Source organism: Enterococcus florum (assembly GCF_004309355.1).
Lineage (GTDB): Bacteria > Bacillota > Bacilli > Lactobacillales > Enterococcaceae > Enterococcus_A > Enterococcus_A florum.
On the sequence record NZ_BJCC01000015.1, the window covers coordinates 18,996 to 39,221 of the forward strand.

The window sequence follows — 20,226 nt, forward strand, 5'->3', positions numbered from 1 at the left end:
TCATTAAAAGCTTGTCCAGCTCCTTTTACTTATTGGTTCGTCAACTCCATCGCCAGTAACAGGGCTCCGATCAAACCGCTCTCGTTCGGCAGTTCCCAGCGAACAATATATTCCTCTACGGACGGGACTTGAACATAGCCGTTGATCGCTTTTAAGAAGTGTCGGCGGATTTTTTGCAGCAGATGGTCTTGGTTCATCACTCCGCCGCCCAAAACGATTTTCTCTGGTCCTACAATCACCGTGTAAGCGACCAGTGCCTGCGCAAGATAATACGCCTGCAGCTCCCAGATCGGATCATCTGCCGTCAGCTGCTCCCCTTTTATGCCCGTCCGTGCTTCCAGTGAAGGTCCCGAGGCCAGCCCTTCCAGGCAATCCTGATGATACGGACAGCAGCCCTTGTAAGTATCCTCTGGATGACGCTTTACAAAAAAATGGCCCATCTCCGGGTGGCTGATTCCTTGAAAAATCTGCCGATCCACGATTATCCCACCGCCGATCCCGGTACCGACCGTTACATAGATGCAACTGCTGCAGCCCTGTGCGGCTCCCATTTTCAGCTCTCCGTAAGCGGCAGTATTCACGTCTGTCGTCCAATACATTGGAATGGAGTAACGGCTCTTTAACGTTCCTAGTACATCAAAGTTCTCCCATCCCTTCTTCGGTGTCGATAAGACATACCCATACTTCGGCTGATCTGGCCGCACACCGATCGGCCCAAATGATCCGATCCCGATCGCTGCCACGTGATATTGATCAAAAAAAGCAAAAACCTGCTTCAATGTTTCCTCCGGTGAAACCGTTGGAAAACTGATTTTTTCGATCATCTCCAGCTGTTCATTGGCGACGGCACACACGAATTTGGTTCCGCCAGCTTCGATTCCCCCTACTAACATGCTGCTTCCTCCTCTTCTCGATATAAAAAAAGCCAAAGGTCTCCCTCTGGCTTTTTGGTTGTTACGCTTGCTCCTGTCTCCAAGGCTGCACGTTTTTGTCCCGGTAGACTTTGGCTTGGCCGATGGAATTGAACAGCTCCATTTTTTGCTTCACTACCGCTTTGGCGGCATCGATACACTCTGGATAAATCGCATTGGCATCCCACAGCTCGGTAGTGGAAAGAATCTCCCGGCATTTTTTGTAGAAGGCATATTTATAATCCGAAGAAATATTGACCTTTTGGATCCCGATCTGAACCGCTCTTGCGATTTCCTCATCCGGATTCGCGGAACCGCCATGCAGCACCAGCGGAATATCTACCCGACTCTTGATGTCTTCCAGTACATCCATTCGCAATTGCGGTTTGATGTTTTTCGGGTAGATTCCATGAGCCGTTCCGATTGCGACGGCCAACGTGTCGATCCCGGTCTTCTCAATGAACTCTTCTGCATCCTCCGGTTTCGTGTAGATTACTTCGGAGACGCCGCCTTCGATGGTAGTTCCAGTGTTGCCAATGGTTCCTAACTCCCCTTCGACAGAGACTCCGATCTTGTGGCAAACCTCCACAACTTCCTTCGTGATGGCGATATTTTCTTCAAATGGCAGCAGCGATCCGTCGATCATGACTGAGCTGAAGCCGCAATGGATCGCCCGCATGATGCTGCCTAGATTGTCACCGTGGTCCATATGGATGACAAATGGGACCGAACTGTTTTTTGCTCGGGAGACTGCATATTGGAAAAACTCATCTTTGGTAAAATCCAATTCTGTCGGATGGACGGCAATGATCGCAGGAGCATCATTTTCTTCGGCTGCTTCAATGACGACCCTTAAAAAGTTGCTGTCAGCGACGTTAAAGGCTCCAACGGCAAATTTTTCCTCTTTGGCGATTTCCAACATTTGATTCATATTGATTAACATTTGACTTAGACTCCTCTATAGTGATTTATTTTTAGAACCCGAAAGCTCTATATACTGTTTGACGACTGCTTTTCCGGCTGCCATCGTGTGATGGATCAAGGTCGGATAATCTACCTCCGGATCGGCGGCCAACTGCTCTCTGACATCCTGCAGCTGTGCTTTCATGAAGTCGGAACCAACATTGATTTTGTTGATGCCTAATTCAATCGATCGCAAAATATTCTCAGTCCCTGCACCTGACCCACCGTGGAGCACCAAAGGCAGATCAGTGGCCGCTTTGATTTTTTCAACGATGTCAAAACGAAACTCCGGCACGTAGCCCTCAGGATAATTGCCGTGGCTCGACCCGTAAGACAGCGCCAGACAATCCACCCCGGTTTCCTGAATGAATTGGATCGCATCGTCTGGGTCGGTGTACATGTCATCGTTGGTAAAATGATCGCCTGCTACGGCCCCCATGTCGCCGACCTCGGCTTCAACACTGGCATTATAAACCTGCGCCAGTTCTACCATCGCCTTGGTGATCCGAATATTTTCCTCCAGCGGATACATGGAAGCATCCATCATGACACTGGAAAAGCCCTCATGCAGACACTGTTTGACGAAAGCTTGGTCTTGGCCGTGATCTAAATTGATCGCGACCTCGACTTTGGCATTGTTGGCCATCCGAATGATCGGCTGAGTCAAATAGCGGTGATCCAAATGTTCCTTTAAATGGTCCTGCAGCAAGTCAACGATGATCGGTGCGTGCAGCTCTTCAGCGGCTTCGATTACCGCCTTGGCTGTTTCCAAATTGAAGCAATTAATCGCCATCACTGCATACTTTTCTTGATTGGCTTTTTGCAGCATTTCTCTCATTGAGACATACATGTGTTTAAATCCCTTCTTAGCTTAATTTGATCGAAGAAAAATCGACATCTTCCTCTTCTTCATCAACGACTGGTGCTTCGACTGGTTCTTTCTTCAGAACAAACAACAGAACACCAGTAATTACTGAGCCGATTAATAAAGCCAGAGTGAATTTCAATGGGTCGGTCATAGCTGGAATAATGAAGACGCCGCCCGACGGAACTGGTGATCCCACACCCCAGCTCATGCTCAGACCTCCACCAATAGCAGCCCCAGCAACACAAGAAACAATTACACGTAATGGATCCACCGCCGCAATCGGAATCACGCCTTCTGTGATCATACATAAGCCCATTGGGAAAGCAATTTTGATGTTGTCTTGTTCTTCTTTTGAAAACTTAGGCTTGCGGAAGACCCGAGACAAAATCCAAGAAATTGTTACGCCAAATGGTGGTACCATCGAAGCTAGAACCTTCACCGCTTCTGGTTCTTGAATACCTTCCAGCAACATGCCATCTGCAAACAAGGAAGCCACTTTATTGACTGGACCACCAAAGTCAAAGGCCGCCATTCCGCCCACAATCGAGCCGAACAAGAATTTACCAGAGCCCTGCAAACCAACCAAGAATTCTGTCAACGCTTCTGTTGCCCAAACGATCGGTACACCAATCACGAAGAACATCAATAACCCGATAATTAAAGTAGATAATAGCGGAACAATCATCATTGGCATCAAGCCCTGTGCCCAGGCCGGTACCTTTAAATTTTTGACTAAAAATAAGACGAAGAACCCAACCAGATAACCGCCCAGCATGCCGCCTAAGAAACCAGCACCGATGGAATTAGCGATCAGTCCCATGAACAACCCCGGTCCGATCCCGGGACGGTCGGCGATCGAATAAGCGATCACACCAGCGATTACGGGTGCTAAAAGCCCCATTCCCAAAACACCCAGCGAGACTAAAGCATCCGGCACAGAATAGGCTGCCTTGTAATCCTCGATCACGGCTCCACCCGTCAAATTTCCGATGGCGATCAATAATCCCGCTGTAACAACCACTGGCAGCATGTAGGAAATCGCCGTCAGTGCATGCTTTTTGAGCTGTAGTTTTTTCATCATTTCTTTTCATCCCCTTTTATTTTTATGCTTTCCTTACTTCCTCTTCAATCTTGTTGATCAAGCCTTTGGGTGCTTTGATCACCATACTCGTTGGGATTTCAACGATTTTTTTGCCTTTGAAGCGGTCCTTTCCTCCGATCTTGATGTCCGCGGCAATGATCACCACATCAGCTGCCTTGATGTCTTCTGGTGTCAGTTCATTTTCGGTCCCGATCGTCCCCTGGGTTTCAATATGGACCTCGTGTCCCAAGCTTTTGGCGGCGGTCTCCAATTTCTGTTTGGCAATGTACGTATGGGCAATGCCTGACGTACATGCGGCTACTCCAACGATCTTCATGTCTGTCTCCTCCTCTTGTTCTTGCTTTTTCTAAAATCGGTGAGTCACCGATCTTGATGGCGGTTTTTTTACTATTCAGTTGGTTCCTTAGACAGCAGTTCCAACATTTCTGCCTTGGTTTGCGCGGTGACCAGATGTTCGATGAATGCTTCATCTGCCAACAGCATCGCGACCTTTTGTAAAAGCTTAATGTGCATCGTGTTGGCATCTGTGTTGCGGACTGCAAACAAAATAATGACTTGAACGGGTTCGTCATCTAGTGATTCCCATTCGATCGGCTGTTTGGTTTTACCGACAACCAGCGAAGTTTGGCTGACACTGTCGGACTTGCCGTGAGGAATGGCAATCCCGTTGCCGATGCCAGTCATGCCTTCACTTTCTCGCTGGAACACATCTTGGGCAAAGCCGTTTATATCGGTGACGATGCCTTTTTCAGCCAACAGCTTGGTTAATTCAACGATCGCTGCTTCTTTTGTCTCAGCGTCCATTTCCAGTGTGATTAACTCTTCTGTGATCACATCTGCGATACTAAAATCTTCCATCATGTGCTTTGTCATTATTCAATCTCTCCTAACATTTGCTTCACTCTTTTTTCATCTTGCTTGGTAAACATCGAATTCACTAAGATCGATGGCACCTGCAGCTCGGTATTCAAATGGACCGTGGTCAAAATCAGATCGATGTTTTGGTACTGCTCTGCTCGTTTTTGGTATTGGCGGGACGACAGAACATCGACGATCTCTAATTCTGGAAAAGCCTTGCGAACTTTTACCTTCAACAGCTCCGAGGTGCCGACCCCGCTGCTGCACATGATCAGGACGCGTTTTTTCGCATCGATCATCTCCTTATATTTCACAAAATAAAGGGTCAAAAATCCAATCTCGTCCTCCGATATTGGATTGACCTGAAAGACCTCCTGAACTTCTTGGCTGACCTGCTGAACCTGATTGAAGATTTCTGCATATTCCAACTTGATGTCGCCTAGCAAATCGTTTTTAACGATGATCTCGTTTTTCAAGCGGTACAGCATCGGTTCAACGTGCTCATACAGATCCTGCTGGTTCGGCTGCTGATCGATCTGAATGCCCATCAGTTCGCTCATACGCTTCGAAAAATAGTCGGTCATGTTCAAGGCCGTCTGTGATTTCGGTGCCAACTTGATCTGATCATGTTCGATCCGCGAGGAAATTAGGTACTGAAACAGGTAAAAGGTCTCGCTCTCTGGCAGCAAAAGATTCAGGTAATCGTTCATTTTACTGATCACCTTTTCTGACAGACGATACAATTCGTGGTAGCGATTGATCAGCTTCTTTTCTTCCTCGTCCAACTGCTCAAAAGGCTGATCTTCCCGTATCTCCCCTTCGCGTACCCGCTTGATCAAAATATAAATATGGGAAAAAATATTCATGTTGTATGGATACACGATCCCGCTTCCCAGCTGATTCTCAATAAATTCCAACAAGGACGTAATAAAATTGATGTCGTAGGCACTAATTTTGTGTTTTTGCGTGGTAAAATCCGCATCCCACAACGTATTAGTGCTCAACAGTCCATTGACCACTTTGCGGATGGCCTTCTCATTTCCCTCCACCGCGATCCGCTGATCCTTTTTGACCAGCTTCAGCCGATACTCGGATAAGAAATCAGCGATGCGGGTCAGGTCGCTGCTGATCACGGTATCGCTCAAATAATACGGTGAGAACAACTCTTGGATCAGCACCTTGCGCGGTGATTTAAACAACAAAGCTAGCAAGATCGCATTTCGACGTTCTCGTGGGCCTTGGCTAGTTTCATCCTGGCGTTTTTGGACACTTTCGCTCAAATACTTGTCATAATCCAAACGAAAGCCTTTGCCAACTTCGGCAACGATGATCTCGCCCTGATCCGAAGCTTCATTGATTTTCTTGATGGTTCGATAAATCGTTTTGGTCGAAACATTGGCAAATTCAGCTAGCTCTTGACCGGTCAAGGTCATCCCGTGCTTGATAAACAACTCAATCAATTGTGTTTCTCGTTTACTTAGCTGCATTTTGTCAACCTCCTTGTCTATTACTATAATTTCTTTCTGTTCTCGTAACCGTTTTCCTGTGTCCATTTAAGTGGACACAAAACAGAAATCGCTTACAAACGATTGATTGAAGTCGTGAGCTTAACCGTACCTTGAAGTTGAAGACCAAGTCAATCACAGAAAGGTTTTCAGGCGGTGATGTCAAACTGTAACCTCGAAGAAATTTTCGACTTTTTTTCCACAAAAAAGAACATTCGGACACAAAAAAAAGACGTGCGTAAAAATCCACACATCTCCTATTTCAATAACCAACCGCCATCCACAGGCAAAACGACACCCTGTAGATAACTGGCTGCTTCACTGGCCAAAAATAGGGTGGCCGCCGCGACCTCCTGCGGTTCTGCCCAACGATTCAGCGGGGTCTCCTTGGCGACCCATTCAGCCATCGAGGCATCCCCGGCAAAATCCGCAGCGTTCATTGGTGTCTTGATCGCTCCCGGTGCCAGCGCATTCACCCGAATGCCTTCTGCTGCATAGTCCAAAGCCAACTGCTTGGTATAGCCGACCACCGCATGTTTGGCCATCGTATAAGCAGCACCGCCTCCACCCGCAATCAAGCCGGCAATCGAGGCCATGTTGATAATGACCCCAGATTTCCGCTCCAGCATGTGCGGCAAAAATACATTGGTCAGGCGAAAAATGCTGGTGACATTCGTTTGAAAAATTTTCATCCACAGCTCTTCAGTTGTGGATAACGTGGGCAGATAATCATCCAGAATACCTGCCGTATTAATCAAGATATCCACATGAGGATATCTTGCTAAAATGGCCGCTCCCACTTCAGCCACCTGTGAATAGTCACTCAGATCCACTTGGTATGGGATGAACCGTTCTTTTGCTGTCATCGGCTGTTGATCGAGTCCGATCACCGTCGCCTTCTGGGTTAAAAAAGCTTCCGCTTGTGCTTGGCCGATACCGGAAGCAGCACCTGAAACCACTACGGTTTTCCCGGAAAATTCTGAATACTCGATCACTCTACCAGCTTCCAATCATCGGCCAAAATGTCGCAAACCGTTGGGGCAAAGCTGGAAAAACCTTCGTCGGATGTTTTGATCAAAAAGTACGGCGTAACCGGCGCATCCTGATAGACCTCTCCCTCAACCAGAGTCACGTACAGCTCAAAACCGCCCCAGCCTTCACGAATGATCTTTGCACCTTTCTTTAATTCGGGTAAAATTGCTTCAAATGTCATTGTCCTGCCTCCTGAATAATGGTTTGATAGAGCGGCATCAACTGCTGATAGGTTTCCAGCATGTACGCCTTGGCCTCTTCCGGTTTTTCCCACAATGGACTGTCCTTGAGAATGATCCGGCCAATTTGAAACTCGCCTTTTTTCACATCACGAAATCTTATCAACAGCTTTTCCACAGCTTCTGGGGAAAAATCCTCCACCGTCTCCTTCGTGTGATCTCCAGACAACTTAAAATCTGGGGATAACGTAGTGAACACTTCTGGCTGGTCCAGCATTTTCTGAGCGATGGCCTTTTCGTTTTTCGGCTGATCAATGCAGGACAGCCACATGAACACGTAATCCGGCCAGATACCCAGCTGAAAATGCGGCTCCATCTTGTACCCGCGCTTTTTGCGGCTCAAAGCAGACCACGTATTTTCAGGAGCATGGGTAGTCCGTCGGCGGTGCTGAGCGATATGGATAAAGAACTCATCCGCCACCATTTTGGATAACTCTGCACTGAAATACTCATTCAGCGCTTGAAACACTGGCTGGATCTCTGACCGAATGGCTGCCATCCGATCATCCAAACCTGCGATCTTGAACACTTCAAAACTTGATTCATTAAACACGTTTGGTTCCTCCTGTTAAAAATTCTATCGTTTTTTCTCGTATACCCGCTCTGGTCTATTCATAGGTGTCCAAATACGTCTGCAAGGCCGCCGCCAATTTTCCCATATGCAGTCCGTCAACGAAGGAATGATGTGCTTGGACTGAAAATGGCAGTATAATACGACCCTCCCTTTTCCGATACTTTCCCCAGTCGATCAACGGTGTCGCATTGTCTTTTTTGCCGGATATCGTGTGGGAAATATGAGTAAAACTGATCCAAGGCAGTGGAGAAAATTGAAAGACATCATTGCCTAACGGTCCGGTAAAATAAGCTTCCTGCTCCTCGGCTGTTTTTTTCGCTAAAGCCGTGTACGCTGCCAGTGTCTCCGTCAGTGGCACGTTAACTACCTTGAATAATTCCGTTTCCGGGTTCAAGTAAGTAAACGCGGTGTGGATCTGATCGTACAAAACGACTTTTCCATCGACAAAGCGGTAACGGAACTCCTCGATCGAATTCGCACAGGTTGCCGCCGCAAAAATCATCGCAAACGTAAACGAATGCTTTTGTTCCTTCAGCTTTTGCAAGAAATTTGTGATGTCCAGCTCATAGGTGATACAAAAATTCGGTTCGACACTATCGCGAAAAACAGCACAGTGCAGCGCCCGTTTCCACGTCTTTTCATCAATCACTTGATAGGTTCCCATTGGCATTCCTCCTAATTTCGTTGTCTTCTATCATACCATGCAAAAGAGGCGAAACGGAAAACTTCTCCAAAAATCGTCAAGCAAAACTGGTTTCCTGCATCCTTTTGATGTTTCGCTTGAGCGAAGGGTTATCAGTTGTCAAAAACAAGAAATAGGACTACGATATACAGTGGATTTTTTACTGAATTCTTTCAATTATTATTTTCATAGGAGGCTATTATGGATTTTTCATTAATGCAGCGTTTGGCAGCCGAATTTATCGGAACCGCGCTTTTGATTATGCTGGGAAACGGTGCGGTGGCAAACGTTGATCTGAAAGGGACTAAAGGGTACGGCAGTGATTGGATGCTGATTGCAGTCGGGTATGGCTGTGGGGTCATGATTCCTGCCATGATGTTCGGATCAATCAGCGGAAATCATATCAACCCCGCGTTTACTATCGGCTTAGCCTTGAACGGCATGTTCCCCTGGGCAGAAGTCGTGCCTTACATTATTGCTCAGGTGTTAGGTGCCATGGTTGGTCAATTGATCGTAGTCGCTTGTTACAAGCCTTATTATGATCAAACAGAAAATGTCGCTCACGTTTTAGGGACTTTCTCTACGATCAACAGTGTCGGCTCAAAATTCAACGGCTTCGTCAATGAATTCTTCGGGTCCTTTATTTTGTTCATGGGTGCGATTGGGATTACCAAAGCCCCCTTCTTTCAAGACAATCTGGGAACTGCGCATTTTGCTTTAGGTTTCTTGGTGTGGACACTGGTAGCATCTCTTGGCGGACCAACCGGACCTGGCCTGAACCCAGCCCGCGACTTAGGACCGCGCATCATGCATACTATCCTGCCTTTGAAATACAAAGGCAGCTCCCAATGGGAATATGCTTGGGTCCCTGTTGCTGCACCGATTGTTGCGTCCATCGTAGCGATCGCCTTGTACAAATTCTTATTTATCGCTTAAAAAAAGAGGCCGCGGCCTCTTTTTTTATTCGGGTGTTCGCCAAAACTTCGAATACTCCTTTTTTTCATTGATGTTTGTCGCGATCATCTCCCGCAGCAGCGCATGATCAATCGGTTGATGCCACTTGATCCGAAATATATTTTTTGTCTGGTCATAGCCTGCCTCAGCGATTTTGTCAGCAAATGTACGCATCGGTTTGACTTCAGGAGAGACTGAAACGTGATTTCGAGAAAAGCTGAAGCCGATGATGTAGGTTCCGTGATCCGTAAACATTGGCTGATTCCATTTGATTATGGGCTCCAGTTGAGGAAATTCTTTGTGAATCCACTCAAAGAGGCCTTGCATTTTTTCTCTTTTTTCCTCTTCAAGTCCTGCCAAACTCCGATAAACTTCTTCCATCATGATTCCTCCTTTTCTCTGATCACGAACCTAATAATTCCTGTACAGCCGCTTTTCCTGAACGAACAGCACCCTCCATAAATCCTGGATAGCCGATCGCCAGTTCTGTCCCGGCAAAGACCATTCCTTGATATGGATTCCGTAAGATCTTCGCTGCATCCTTCAATCCATCTTTTCTTAACGCATCGCTGTAGCCGCCGCTGTAGTATGGTTCGTTCACCCACACAGCCTCTTTGACGGTCACATACTCTTTGGCCGGTTCCCCAAATGCGTTCACCAGACTGTCTAAAACAATTTCAAACCGTTCTTCTGGGCTCTTTTCTGCATATTGTTTAGCCGTCTTTCCACCGATAAAGGTCGTCAAACGACTTTCGGTATCCTGCTCCGTCGAGGAATCCGCGATCGCCGCTCCTGGTTGATTCACAGAAACCACTCCACCCACTGCTTTAAAGCCATTCTCCGTTTCCGTTTCATGCCAAAACGGTTCCTGATAAATCCAAGTGTATTTGATGACCGCCCCATCCGTAAAGCTGGACAGCGCTTCTCCAAAGTGCTCGTGTAGGGAATCGCTGTACGTGATCCGCTTTGCTGCAGTAGGTGGTACGGCTACGATTACAGCCTTTGTGTGATAAACGGCTTCTTCCGTTTGAACTGTATAATCCCCTTCAGTACCGCTGATTTGCTTCACCGGATCGCCATAATGCACTCGTTCGCCAGATAATTCCGCTAAAAAGTCCGTTATGTTTGAAAGCTGTCCCGCCACTTGAAAGCCATTTTCAGGTTTGTTGGACAGATAGCGCTCCGACATCTCCAGCAGATACGCCAGACTGACCTCGTTCGAATCATTGGTGATTTCCTCGGAAAAAAGACTGTTGGCTACTTTTTCCAAGTATGGATCCTTTAACTGTGTTCGGGTGAATTCTTTGACTGATTGATTTTCCGGTATTTCTGCTGCCGTCAATCGCTCTTCAATCTCCGCCAAAAGCGGATCGATCACCCGTCTGTTTTCATCAATAAAGACCGCATTTTCTGCCAGCGTTGTTCGCGTCAACGATTGATCGGTCTCATGGGCCAAAGCGACGATTTCAGTCATATCACGATTGACAAATTGCGGACCATGCTCAAAAGTGCGCCCTTCAATCTTCTCAGAGAATACCTTGCCTCCCGGTCGGTCATGGGCTTCAAGAATCGCATACGTCTTGCCCGCCGTCCGCAGGTTTCGGCCAGCAGATAGTCCAGCCAGACCTGCTCCGACGACCACTACATCTAATTTTTTATCCATAAGTCTCCCTCCTGTTCTATTAAGCATAGAAAACAAGGGAAGTCAAAGTCAATTTTACAGCTTATATCCCAAATCTGGAAAGGTAGACCTTGTCTTCAACAAAGAAAATCTCTTCGTAGTTGTCGTAGGTCATGACCCACTCTATTTTCTCGTTGTTTCTCACAGGGGAGACAAAATCTTTGATGGCGTAACGGTACTTGCGGATAGAGACGGACTCTGGGTTTTCCTGCATCACCTCTTCCAAGGCTTCATAGTGCTGGATCAGCTTGGTATGAGCCGAACCGAAGGAATCTGTCGATCGATAGAAACTCTCTCCCTCCGCAATTCGCTTGCGGATATAGGTCGCATCTGTGATCGTTTCTTGACTCTTGCCTAAAACACGCTCCGTTTCTTGAACCGTCATGCCTTTTATGACCTTTCTCAGCTCACTAAATTCAGGGATCTGTCTCAAATAGATTTGGTATCCCACATAGCCTGCTCCAGCAATCAACATCAAAAGTAGTGGAAGAACAATCGCGGCTTTTTTCATGGTCGCTCCTCATTCATTTTAGGTTAAGTTTACCCGATAAAAGAGAGCGATACCATTTCAGCCAATATTCTTAATAATTTTCCAATCATTCTTGCTTGGTGATGGCTCAAGTCCAGAATTTTTTATTTGCTTAAACAGCTTAAACTATCAAAATCCGATTGTGAATACCCGCAGTCTAATGGTAAACTTTGGTCAAGGAACCGTTCGTGAAAGAGGTGCAAAATGAAAGCTGGGGAGTTTTTGAAAAAGTTGAGTGTCAATCCTTTTATGAAATATACCGGTGTCTATACCAAGGTGGAGGGCAGACTTGTGCCTTTTACCACTGCGAAGCCGGATATTGAAAACAACCTGGTCTTTTTCCGCCAAAACAAAAAGCCGCCGCTAGCGATGAAAAACCTCTACACGATTCTTTTGCTGCACGAAAACAAACCTCTTTATTTTTGGAATGGCGGAAAGGTGAAGGTTTACAGCTATGATGTTGTTGATGGCAAGATCGTTTTTTAGAGAATGACTCGAAAAAGAATAAAATAACCATAATTATAGATACTGAAAAAATTTATCAAGCAATTTGGAAAGAAACTGCCATTGAGACTTCGAAAAGACTAGGCATTCCTGCGCAGCTCTAACTCATTTAAAGATTGGAAAAAAGCAAGTGTGGCTGGAGCGGAAGCGATTATGGATGTACGAAATAAAGAGAAACTCGCTTTAGTTTAAAAAGACAATAGACTGTTTCAAGCATTTTATTCTTTCGTTAATGATAAAAAAGCCCGGGACATCTCGAAAGATATCCCGGGCTTTCCAGTACCGCCGAAGCGATAGAAAGAGTCTTCGTCCACTAAGCTTCTTTCCGACACCCTGTATAATCCGACAGGTGAGAAAACTCGTGTGCCTCTGGATCGAAGGATCATCTGATCCACTCGACTCGTCGCATGAGACATACTATAGCACAACGGACACTGCTTTACCAACTACTTTTGGTTTTTTTGATACATTTCTGCGGTAATCTTAACAGTTTCCAAAGTCATTTCCTTGGTCACTACCGGACTGGTCAACCGGCCCTGATTCAAACAAGCATTGACATGTTCAACTTCGAAGACGAACTCGCTTTGCTGTTCCACCAGAATCTTCTCTTTTTGCCCGTCCGTAAAGAGAACTTCAGCTTCCTTGGTCTTCCAAAAATTCGGGATATGAATCTGACCTTTTTCACCATAGATCGTGATGCCTGGCGGCAGATCCAGCTTGACCGTCAAAAAGATCGTTCCCACCACGGTATCGTCAAAGGTCAAGGAAAGATTGGCTTGGGTATCGGACTGGTCAGGCGGAAAGACCATCGTTCCTACCACTTGATCCGGTCGTTTTTGCATCAGAAATTGCATGTATTCCAACGGATACGTCCCCGCACCCCTTAAAACCCCACCACCGGCTTCCAACGATGAAAACCAGCTGATATGATAAATATTGGGATACGCCATGACAGCTTCCATCCACTGGATCTTTCCGATCGTTCCTTTTTCCAGCAATTCGACCACTTGATCTGTGATTGGTAAAAACAAAGCTTTTTGTGCCTCCATTAAAAACAATTGCTTGCTCTCAGCCAAGTCAAACAGTTCCTCGGCCTGTTCCAATGTCATGGTGAAGGGCTTCTCCAGTAAAACATGCTTATTATGCTCCAGAGCCAACTTAGCTGCGTCATAGTGCCCTTTGTTGTAAACAGCCACATACACGATATCCACTTCTTCTGACTGGCACAGCGCTTCATAGCTGCCGTAAGCCTGCGGAATGTCGAGCTCCTTCGCCATTTTTTCTGCTTTCTTAAGCTCCCGCGACGCAATCGCAGTCACTTCTCCATCCATACTTTCCCTCACGCCCGCAACAAAGCGCGGCACGACTTGAGCGGTACTTAAAATCCCATAACGAATCGTCATGCAGATGTCCTCCTCTAAAAGAATGTGGTTTTATTCAAAACAAAGACGATCAGATAACCGTAAGCGGCCACTGACCACAGCTTGAAGGTCAGAATGATCTTGCAATACTCCTTCAACGAAAGATCGGTCATCCCGGCAACCAAACAAATCAAGTCATCGGGTAAAAAGGGGAAAATAAAACATACGATCAACAGGCGGCGAATGTCCTTCGTGTGATCGATCAATGCATGTTCGAATTTGTGAAAATTCTTGTCTGAAAGCACCAGTCGAGCAAATTTCGGCCCTAAACGACGAACCAGTAAAAACAGTGCGATTTCCCCAATCACTAGTCCGATGTAGCTATATAAGATTCCCTGAATATTGCCGAACATCAGCATTCCGACGACCGTCGCAATCCCTCCCGGCAAAAAAGGAATAATCGGCTGGATCGCTTGAACAAGAATAAACGCCCCGATTGCAAAGCTGCCGAATTGTCGAATGAAGGCCTGAACATCCTCGTGAGAGGCGAACATTCCCGAATGACGGATATACACCAGCAAAAGAATGAACGCCGTCAGTCCGATCACCGGAAGACTCTGAATGATTTTTTGCTGAAGCAGAAATTTTGAGTGTGTTTTGACTTTTGGTTCCATAGTGCCTCCTTGCCTACTGGAAAAACTCGCCCATCTGATCTACATATTGTACAGATTCTTTTAATGGATAGACGACAAAGTCATGCATCATCCCGGGAACGATCTCGATCGTCATCGTCGTTCCTTGACTACTTTGAACCCTCTGCTGCAAATGCAGAACATCTGGGTACAAAATCTCATCTGTCCCGGCGATCACCAGCAATTCACCTAAATCATCAAATTCTCCATAAATCGGTGAAACGATCGGATCATTTAATGGCAGATCTCCCGCATAATTCTCGCCTGCCTCAGAAAGCAGCTCCTTCTCCAGCAAAACGTCCTTTTCTTGCAGCGCATCGGTTCGCGGATCGCTCAAGGTGGCATCCAGCCAAGGCGAAGCCAGTGCGGTCTTCTTCGGTCGTTTGTCAAACTCAACTTCCTTCAGCCGCTGGGCCAAGCTCATAGCCAGGCCGCCGCCAGCCGAGTCGCCGAACAAGCGAAACTCGTCATCCGGGTAAAGATACGCCAGCTTGCGAAACGCAGCTTCTGTGACTGGCAACGTCTTTTGAGCGGTATTCTCAGGAGCCAAAGGGTAATCAAAATAGCTGACCTTTAAGTTATAGCGCTTGACGAAGCGTTCCTGCACATTTTTATGGAATGGAGAAGCCTCAAGTGCATACCCTCCGCCATGCAGATAAAATACATGCTTGTTCGTCGGATGCGGCGGCAGTAAAGTGATCACTTCATGGCCGTCGATCAGACTGATTTTTTGCGGGATATCGGTTCGGCTCAGCTGCCGGCCATTGATATTTTTTCGTTTAGGCGGATCGATCATCGTGATGCCAACCAATTTTTTCATGTTGATCACTTTAAAGACCCTTTTTACAAATTTGGCTGAATAACGCATCTGTTTTCCTCCTAAAGATAGACGTTCGCTAGCTGTTTTCTTCCCATTGCAGAAGCTGATCGTAAAAAAATAGCATCAGCAAGTGGTCTTCCGCTGAATAAGAAGAATTTTTTCTTTCTGCATGCTACAATAGAAAAAACAGTCTTTGATTCATTTTAGCATAAACAAAGGAGGTGTCCACGATCACAAAACCGAATCGTGAGTTTCTTTTCGACAATATTCGGGGCATTTTGATTTTATTAGTGGTTTTAGGACACGCATTGGAGTATTTCCGGCTGGAAAACAAGGTCGGTCAATTTTTGTACGTCTTTATTTACTTGTTCCATATGCCGGTGTTCATTTTCATTTCCGGCTATTTTTCAAAGAACTTGGAAAAAGGCCGACGAACCTCGGTAGAGACCTTTTTGATCCCCTATTTGCTGCTGAATATCTTTTTGAGTGTCATCATGCTGGCGTTGGGCAAAATTGAGGAAATCTCGATCCTCTCTCCCGGCTGGACGCTGTGGTATTTATACTGCATGTTCATTTGGCGTTTGATGCTGCCGGACTTGGTCAAGATCCGCTATGTGCTGCTGCTCAGCTTTATCGTGGGAATCTTTTCTGGATTCCTGACTGAATTCGGGACCTACATGGCTATGGCACGCACACTGGGCTTTTTCCCATTTTTCTTGGCTGGCTATTATACAGATAAAACATTGATCAAAAATCTGCGGCGAATTCCTCACAGCAAGCTGATCAGTATCGGCATTATTGTTTTTGCCATCATGACCGCATATTTATGGACCAGTAACAATTTGCCGCCGGAGCTGTTGTGGCGGGATCGGGCGTACAATGCCTTTGCGGTGCCGCTGCTGCAAAATTTACTGACGATCATTTTCCTTTATGGTATGGGCTTTGCGTTCGTTTTTGTTTTCATCACCTTAGCCAATAACAAGCCCCATCTTTTCTCGACTTGGGGACAGCGCACTCTGGCGATCTACCTGCTGCATATCTATCTGGTCGCGCCTTTAGTACAGCTCACTGATTATATCAAGCTGCCGGTCATTCAATTGACCTTGCTAGTCTTAGGCTCCTTAGGTATTCTCTATTTGCTCTCACGTCCCAAGGTCACGACGGTACTGCAGAAGACCACGGCGCGCATTTTGCATTTTATCATGCCCGATAAAAAAAATGATTCAAGTTGATATTTTTCTAAAGATACATCCTTAGACTTAGGTGTTTGTAGACGTTTAGTGATAAAATCATTGCACAAGGATCACTTGAAAAAGTCATCCGGCATAAAATTGGAGGAATCGAAAATGAAAAAAGGAATGCGCGGCGGCCTCATTGCCTTAATCGTCATTGCTTTAGTGGTAATTTTTGGTGTTACACAGTACAACGGATTGGCCAAAGAAGAACAATCGGTAGAGGCCAGCTGGAGTCAAGTCGAAAATGTGATGCAGCGTCGAGCGGACTTGATCCCGAACTTAGTCAACTCTGTCAAAGGCAGCATGGGCCAAGAACAAAAAATCTTTGGCGATATTGCGGATGCCCGTAAGGCTTACGGGAGTGCATCCAGCGACTCAGAAAAAATCGAATCCAGTCAAGAATTGGATCGAACAGTCAATACCTTGATCAATGTGATTAATGAAAATTACCCTGAATTGCGTTCAAATGACAACGTTCAAACCTTAATGACGCAATTAGAAGGGACTGAAAACCGCATCTCAGTTGAACGCAAACGTTACAACGAATCCGTTCAAACCTATAATGAGAAAGTCGTTTCTTTCCCGAAAAATATCTTTGCAAACCTGATGGGACTAGGTAAAAAACCTTACTTTGAAGCACAACCAGGCGCAGAAAATGCCCCTGAGGTCGATTTTGGAAATTCTGGTGAATAAGATGAAAAAACGGTTTTGGAGCCTCTTTTCACTCCTGCTCTTGGCAGTCTTCTGGCTGCCGCTGACAGGACATGCTGAATCCCTGCCAGACGCTCCTTCCCATTTTTACTATGATCAGTTAGGCATCATGTCCAATCAGACGAAGGACCTGATCGAAAACAAGGGACTGGTTTATAAAGGCAAGCCTGAGAAGCCTCAGGTCGTCGTCGCAACGATCGAATCGACAGGCGGCGATGATATTGACAGCTATGCGCCAGACCTATTTGAAAAATGGAAAATTGGAAATGCTGATGAAGACAATGGGATCTTGATCCTTTACGCCTTGAATGACGGCAACCGAAACGTCCGAATCGAAGTAGGTTATGGACTAGAGGGGGTCATTACAGATAGTGTTTCTAATAATATTCTGCAGTATTCCAAGGATAACTTGAAGTCTGACGACCCAGAGAAAATCAATCAAGGTCTGCAGCGCGTGTTCAACAGTGTGACCACCCTGATCGACCAAAATTACGAATACCCCGCGGATGAACAAGCCTTGGATCAAGAGGAAGTGAATGACCTTCAAAACGATTCTGATTCGGGCGGTTTGTCTGAGATCATCGTACCGATTATCTTTTTAGTCCTCGCGCTCGTCTTTTTTGGCGGCGGTGGCGGTCGCGGCGGCCGTAATGGACGTTATCGCGGCGGGCCTCCTACCATGTGGTGGGGAGGTTTCGGCGGTGGATCTTCCGGTGGCGGGTTCGGCGGCGGTGGCGGTTTTGGTGGCGGCGGCTTCTCCGGAGGCGGAGGTTCCTCTGGTGGCGGTGGCTCCAGTATTTAATTATGGAAACTAAAAAAATGATCTCCATCCTGTCATACGTGACGGGTGGGAGATCGTTTTTTGGTTTATTTGATTCTTATTGAGCGGACACCTAAGTAGGTTGCTACATTTTTGTTTCGACCACTGTCCTTATCTGGGCTGATGTCGTTTTCGTCTGAAGCAACATAGTTCGATTCTACTTTATATTTGAGTGGTTCAATGACAAGATCCTTTTCACCAGCTTTGATTTTCATTTTTATTTCTTCCGTTTGCCGGTTGATCGCTAGATGGTTCTTATAGATGTTCGATAATTCTCCTGTAAAAGAGAACAGGAAAAAAGTTAAGATATAACCTGAGACAATCGCAGTCAAGAGCTTGTCTGTCTCTTTTGCTCGTGTAACTAGATGGAAAAGGGTGATGTAAAAAGAAATCAAAATAAATACGATTCCACCAAAATAAGAGCGAGACCAAACGATTCCAGCTGGAGAAATCAGCAACACACCAACTGTAAGAATCCCTCCTATAAAAAATAGCAAACTAATCATAAACTGCGGTGTTGTTCCTTCACTCCAGTACAGATATCCAATTAAAACGATCGTAAAAAACAGCAGCATGCTGATATGGTCTTTTAGTCCACCGGAAATAATCGGCAGTGCATCTAAAATTTTACCTAAAAAACTCAAATTATTTCGGTCAAAATAGGTGGCTCTAATATCATTGCCAGGTGCAATAACCATGAATGTCAATCCGATAACATTTCCCAAAATGCCAGAAATCATCCATAACTGGATTTTTCTTTTCTGAAAGAGCAAAGCTATTAATACGTATCCGCAAACGATGACTAAGGTTCCTCCCGAAGTGTTTTCATTGCACCAGCCGGCTAATAATCCCAACAGAAAAAAACCAATGACCTTTGTCGGAGTTCCTCTTTTTTTGTTCTTTGAAAACATATAGTGATGGTATCCTAAAATGAAACTCAGCATGATCACCATCGCAGTCAAATAATTGACCGAACCAGCCATCCACAAAAAAACATCTGAGAAAGTCGGTATAAAAAGCCAAATAGTAGCAAAGATAGTCAATACTTTAAAAAAAGCCAAATGATTGATGTCATCTATCTTCTTCATTTTCGTCAATAGCAGCATTTGATAAAAAAGAATAGTAAACATGGCTGCATTATACACATTGAAAAAGGGCTTAGGTAACTTCGCAAAAAAACGTAAGATAACATGAACTACTGAGCGGCCTGTCCAAGTCATGTACTGATGATACTCATCCTTAAATATTGAAAAAAAGCTTTGCGTTTTTACAGAATAACTATAGTCATCATACATCAGTGGTGTATAACGATTCATTAACAGCATAAATAAAAAAACACATCCTAAACAAAAAAACAATTTTACTTTAGGACTAAAAACTTTCTTGGTCAAATTCCTCACTACTTTCATTGTTAATCCCGATAATCATAACACATATTTTAGCACAAAAGTATAGTACTCCCATGCACATTTCATGAAAATAGAAAAGCAGCAAGACTCCTCGTCCTGCTGCTTTAAGCTACTCATGATTTAAAAATGTCCCGACCTTCGTAGCTAAAAGATCAATGGCTACATGGTTTTCGCCACCTTCTGGAATAATAATATCAGCATAGCGTTTGGTAGGTTCGATAAATTGATGGTACATTGGCTTAACGACTGTCAGATATTGTTCAATCACGGAATCCAATGTTCTGCCGCGTTCCTCCATGTCTCGCTTAATCCGGCGAATGATACGAATATCGTCATCTGTGTCTACATAAAGCTTGATATCCATCAGCTCTCTCAGTCGTTCATCCTCTAAAACCAAGATCCCCTCCAGAATAATGACTTCCTTTGGTTCTTGGATAATGACCGCATCGCTTCGGGTATGTGCTACGTAATCATATACCGGTTTTTCAATCGTCTGATAATTCAATAGTTGCTTCAAGTGTTCGATCAGCAAATCTGTATCAAAAGCAAAAGGATGGTCATAATTAGTCTTCAATCGCTCTTCAAAGCTGATTCCGCTTTGGTCTTTATAATAAGAATCGTGTTCAAGCATCATGATCGAGTGATCGGGAAAATGATTGTAGATCGCTCGACTGACACTGGTTTTTCCGCTTCCTGATCCGCCAGTCACACCAATGATAATTGGCTTGTTTTTCATGAATCAAAACCTCTTTCATCTTTTCGCTACACCTATTATA

General features: G+C 45.4%; 24 protein-coding genes. 5 read left to right on the top strand and 19 right to left on the bottom strand.

Annotated elements, in window-relative coordinates; translation table 11 throughout:
- Positions 1 to 29: 29 nt before the first annotated feature.
- The 11 genes from NRIC_RS09745 to NRIC_RS09795 all read right to left on the bottom strand — a co-directional run bounded on the left by NRIC_RS09745 (position 30) and on the right by NRIC_RS09795 (position 8,716).
- Complete coding sequence (locus tag NRIC_RS09745; RefSeq protein ID WP_146622521.1) at positions 30 to 893, bottom strand: ROK family protein; 864 nt, start codon at positions 891 to 893, stop codon at positions 30 to 32.
- A 61-nt stretch (positions 894 to 954) separates the two neighbouring features.
- Entirely contained in the window at positions 955 to 1,854 is a 900-nt protein-coding gene (locus NRIC_RS09750; RefSeq protein ID WP_146622522.1) for a ketose-bisphosphate aldolase, read from the bottom strand.
- A 15-nt stretch (positions 1,855 to 1,869) separates the two neighbouring features.
- Positions 1,870 to 2,724: a class II fructose-bisphosphate aldolase gene (locus NRIC_RS09755; RefSeq protein WP_146622523.1), complete on the bottom strand. Its 855-nt coding sequence runs from the start codon at positions 2,722 to 2,724 to the stop codon at positions 1,870 to 1,872.
- Between the two features lie 16 nt (positions 2,725 to 2,740).
- A complete protein-coding gene (locus tag NRIC_RS09760; protein WP_146622524.1) occupies positions 2,741 to 3,823 on the bottom strand; it encodes a PTS fructose transporter subunit IIC in 1,083 nt (360 codons plus the stop codon).
- 22 nt (positions 3,824 to 3,845) lie between these two features.
- On the bottom strand, positions 3,846 to 4,160 hold the full coding sequence (locus NRIC_RS09765; RefSeq protein WP_146622525.1) for a PTS fructose transporter subunit IIB: 315 nt from the start codon (positions 4,158 to 4,160) through the stop codon (positions 3,846 to 3,848).
- A gap of 71 nt (positions 4,161 to 4,231) precedes the next feature.
- Positions 4,232 to 4,717: a PTS sugar transporter subunit IIA gene (locus NRIC_RS09770; RefSeq protein ID WP_175580055.1), complete on the bottom strand. Its 486-nt coding sequence runs from the start codon at positions 4,715 to 4,717 to the stop codon at positions 4,232 to 4,234.
- Entirely contained in the window at positions 4,717 to 6,189 is a 1,473-nt protein-coding gene (locus NRIC_RS09775) for a BglG family transcription antiterminator (RefSeq protein ID WP_146622527.1), read from the bottom strand. Before NRIC_RS09775 ends, NRIC_RS09770 begins: the two co-directional genes overlap by 1 nt.
- Positions 6,190 to 6,464: 275 nt before the next feature.
- The gene (locus NRIC_RS09780; protein WP_146622528.1) at positions 6,465 to 7,202 is read right to left on the bottom strand and encodes a 3-oxoacyl-ACP reductase; all 738 of its coding nucleotides are present in this window, start codon (positions 7,200 to 7,202) and stop codon (positions 6,465 to 6,467) included.
- Entirely contained in the window at positions 7,199 to 7,420 is a 222-nt protein-coding gene (locus tag NRIC_RS09785) for a DUF2829 domain-containing protein (RefSeq protein WP_146622529.1), read from the bottom strand. The genes NRIC_RS09780 and NRIC_RS09785 overlap by 4 nt, the downstream gene beginning before the upstream one ends.
- On the bottom strand, positions 7,417 to 8,031 hold the full coding sequence (locus NRIC_RS09790) for a DUF1054 domain-containing protein (RefSeq protein ID WP_146622530.1): 615 nt from the start codon (positions 8,029 to 8,031) through the stop codon (positions 7,417 to 7,419). Before NRIC_RS09790 ends, NRIC_RS09785 begins: the two co-directional genes overlap by 4 nt.
- 55 nt (positions 8,032 to 8,086) lie before the next feature.
- Positions 8,087 to 8,716: a chloramphenicol acetyltransferase gene (locus NRIC_RS09795; protein ID WP_146622531.1), complete on the bottom strand. Its 630-nt coding sequence runs from the start codon at positions 8,714 to 8,716 to the stop codon at positions 8,087 to 8,089.
- A gap of 219 nt (positions 8,717 to 8,935) precedes the next feature.
- Between NRIC_RS09795 and NRIC_RS09800 the strand changes: the two genes are divergently transcribed.
- The gene (locus NRIC_RS09800; protein WP_146622532.1) at positions 8,936 to 9,670 is read left to right on the top strand and encodes an MIP/aquaporin family protein; all 735 of its coding nucleotides are present in this window, start codon (positions 8,936 to 8,938) and stop codon (positions 9,668 to 9,670) included.
- Between the two features lie 24 nt (positions 9,671 to 9,694).
- On the opposite strand, the gene NRIC_RS09805 is transcribed toward NRIC_RS09800, so the two are convergent.
- From NRIC_RS09805 to NRIC_RS09815, 3 genes are all read right to left on the bottom strand, one after another.
- Positions 9,695 to 10,069 (bottom strand): iron chaperone, encoded by a 375-nt coding sequence (locus tag NRIC_RS09805; protein WP_146622686.1) that lies wholly within the window; start codon positions 10,067 to 10,069, stop codon positions 9,695 to 9,697.
- Between the two features lie 22 nt (positions 10,070 to 10,091).
- Complete coding sequence (locus NRIC_RS09810) at positions 10,092 to 11,351, bottom strand: flavin monoamine oxidase family protein (protein WP_175580056.1); 1,260 nt, start codon at positions 11,349 to 11,351, stop codon at positions 10,092 to 10,094.
- A 61-nt stretch (positions 11,352 to 11,412) separates the two neighbouring features.
- On the bottom strand, positions 11,413 to 11,880 hold the full coding sequence (locus tag NRIC_RS09815; protein ID WP_146622534.1) for a hypothetical protein: 468 nt from the start codon (positions 11,878 to 11,880) through the stop codon (positions 11,413 to 11,415).
- Between the two features lie 222 nt (positions 11,881 to 12,102).
- Between NRIC_RS09815 and NRIC_RS09820 the strand changes: the two genes are divergently transcribed.
- The gene (locus tag NRIC_RS09820) at positions 12,103 to 12,384 is read left to right on the top strand and encodes a hypothetical protein (RefSeq protein ID WP_146622535.1); all 282 of its coding nucleotides are present in this window, start codon (positions 12,103 to 12,105) and stop codon (positions 12,382 to 12,384) included.
- Between the two features lie 464 nt (positions 12,385 to 12,848).
- Here the strand turns inward: NRIC_RS09820 and NRIC_RS09825 are convergent, their stop codons facing one another.
- Genes NRIC_RS09825 through NRIC_RS09835 form a run of 3 tightly spaced genes read right to left on the bottom strand, consistent with a single transcriptional unit; the run spans position 12,849 to position 15,323 of the window.
- Positions 12,849 to 13,805, bottom strand: a complete 957-nt coding sequence (locus NRIC_RS09825; RefSeq protein ID WP_146622536.1) for a Gfo/Idh/MocA family protein — start codon at positions 13,803 to 13,805, stop codon at positions 12,849 to 12,851.
- A 14-nt stretch (positions 13,806 to 13,819) separates the two neighbouring features.
- Complete coding sequence (locus NRIC_RS09830; RefSeq protein ID WP_146622537.1) at positions 13,820 to 14,437, bottom strand: TVP38/TMEM64 family protein; 618 nt, start codon at positions 14,435 to 14,437, stop codon at positions 13,820 to 13,822.
- Between the two features lie 13 nt (positions 14,438 to 14,450).
- On the bottom strand, positions 14,451 to 15,323 hold the full coding sequence (locus NRIC_RS09835) for an alpha/beta hydrolase fold domain-containing protein (RefSeq protein ID WP_146622538.1): 873 nt from the start codon (positions 15,321 to 15,323) through the stop codon (positions 14,451 to 14,453).
- Positions 15,324 to 15,496: 173 nt separating this feature from the next.
- On the opposite strand from NRIC_RS09835, the gene NRIC_RS09840 reads away from it, so the two are divergent.
- The 3 genes from NRIC_RS09840 (at position 15,497) to NRIC_RS09850 (ending at position 18,023) form a co-directional block, all read left to right on the top strand.
- Positions 15,497 to 16,507 carry an acyltransferase family protein gene (locus tag NRIC_RS09840; RefSeq protein WP_146622539.1) on the top strand — a complete coding sequence of 337 codons (1,011 nt, stop codon included), beginning with the start codon at positions 15,497 to 15,499 and terminating at the stop codon, positions 16,505 to 16,507.
- A 114-nt stretch (positions 16,508 to 16,621) separates the two neighbouring features.
- On the top strand, positions 16,622 to 17,203 hold the full coding sequence (locus NRIC_RS09845; RefSeq protein ID WP_146622540.1) for a LemA family protein: 582 nt from the start codon (positions 16,622 to 16,624) through the stop codon (positions 17,201 to 17,203).
- Position 17,204: 1 nt separating this feature from the next.
- Complete coding sequence (locus NRIC_RS09850; protein WP_146622541.1) at positions 17,205 to 18,023, top strand: TPM domain-containing protein; 819 nt, start codon at positions 17,205 to 17,207, stop codon at positions 18,021 to 18,023.
- A 65-nt stretch (positions 18,024 to 18,088) separates the two neighbouring features.
- Here NRIC_RS09850 and NRIC_RS09855 read toward each other — a convergent pair whose 3' ends face one another.
- Both NRIC_RS09855 and udk read right to left on the bottom strand, forming a co-directional pair.
- A complete protein-coding gene (locus NRIC_RS09855; protein WP_227873780.1) occupies positions 18,089 to 19,450 on the bottom strand; it encodes a DUF3329 domain-containing protein in 1,362 nt (453 codons plus the stop codon).
- 109 nt (positions 19,451 to 19,559) lie between these two features.
- Positions 19,560 to 20,186, bottom strand: coding sequence for a uridine kinase (gene udk / locus NRIC_RS09860; RefSeq protein WP_146622543.1), 627 nt, complete (start codon positions 20,184 to 20,186; stop codon positions 19,560 to 19,562).
- Positions 20,187 to 20,226: the final 40 nt, after the last annotated feature.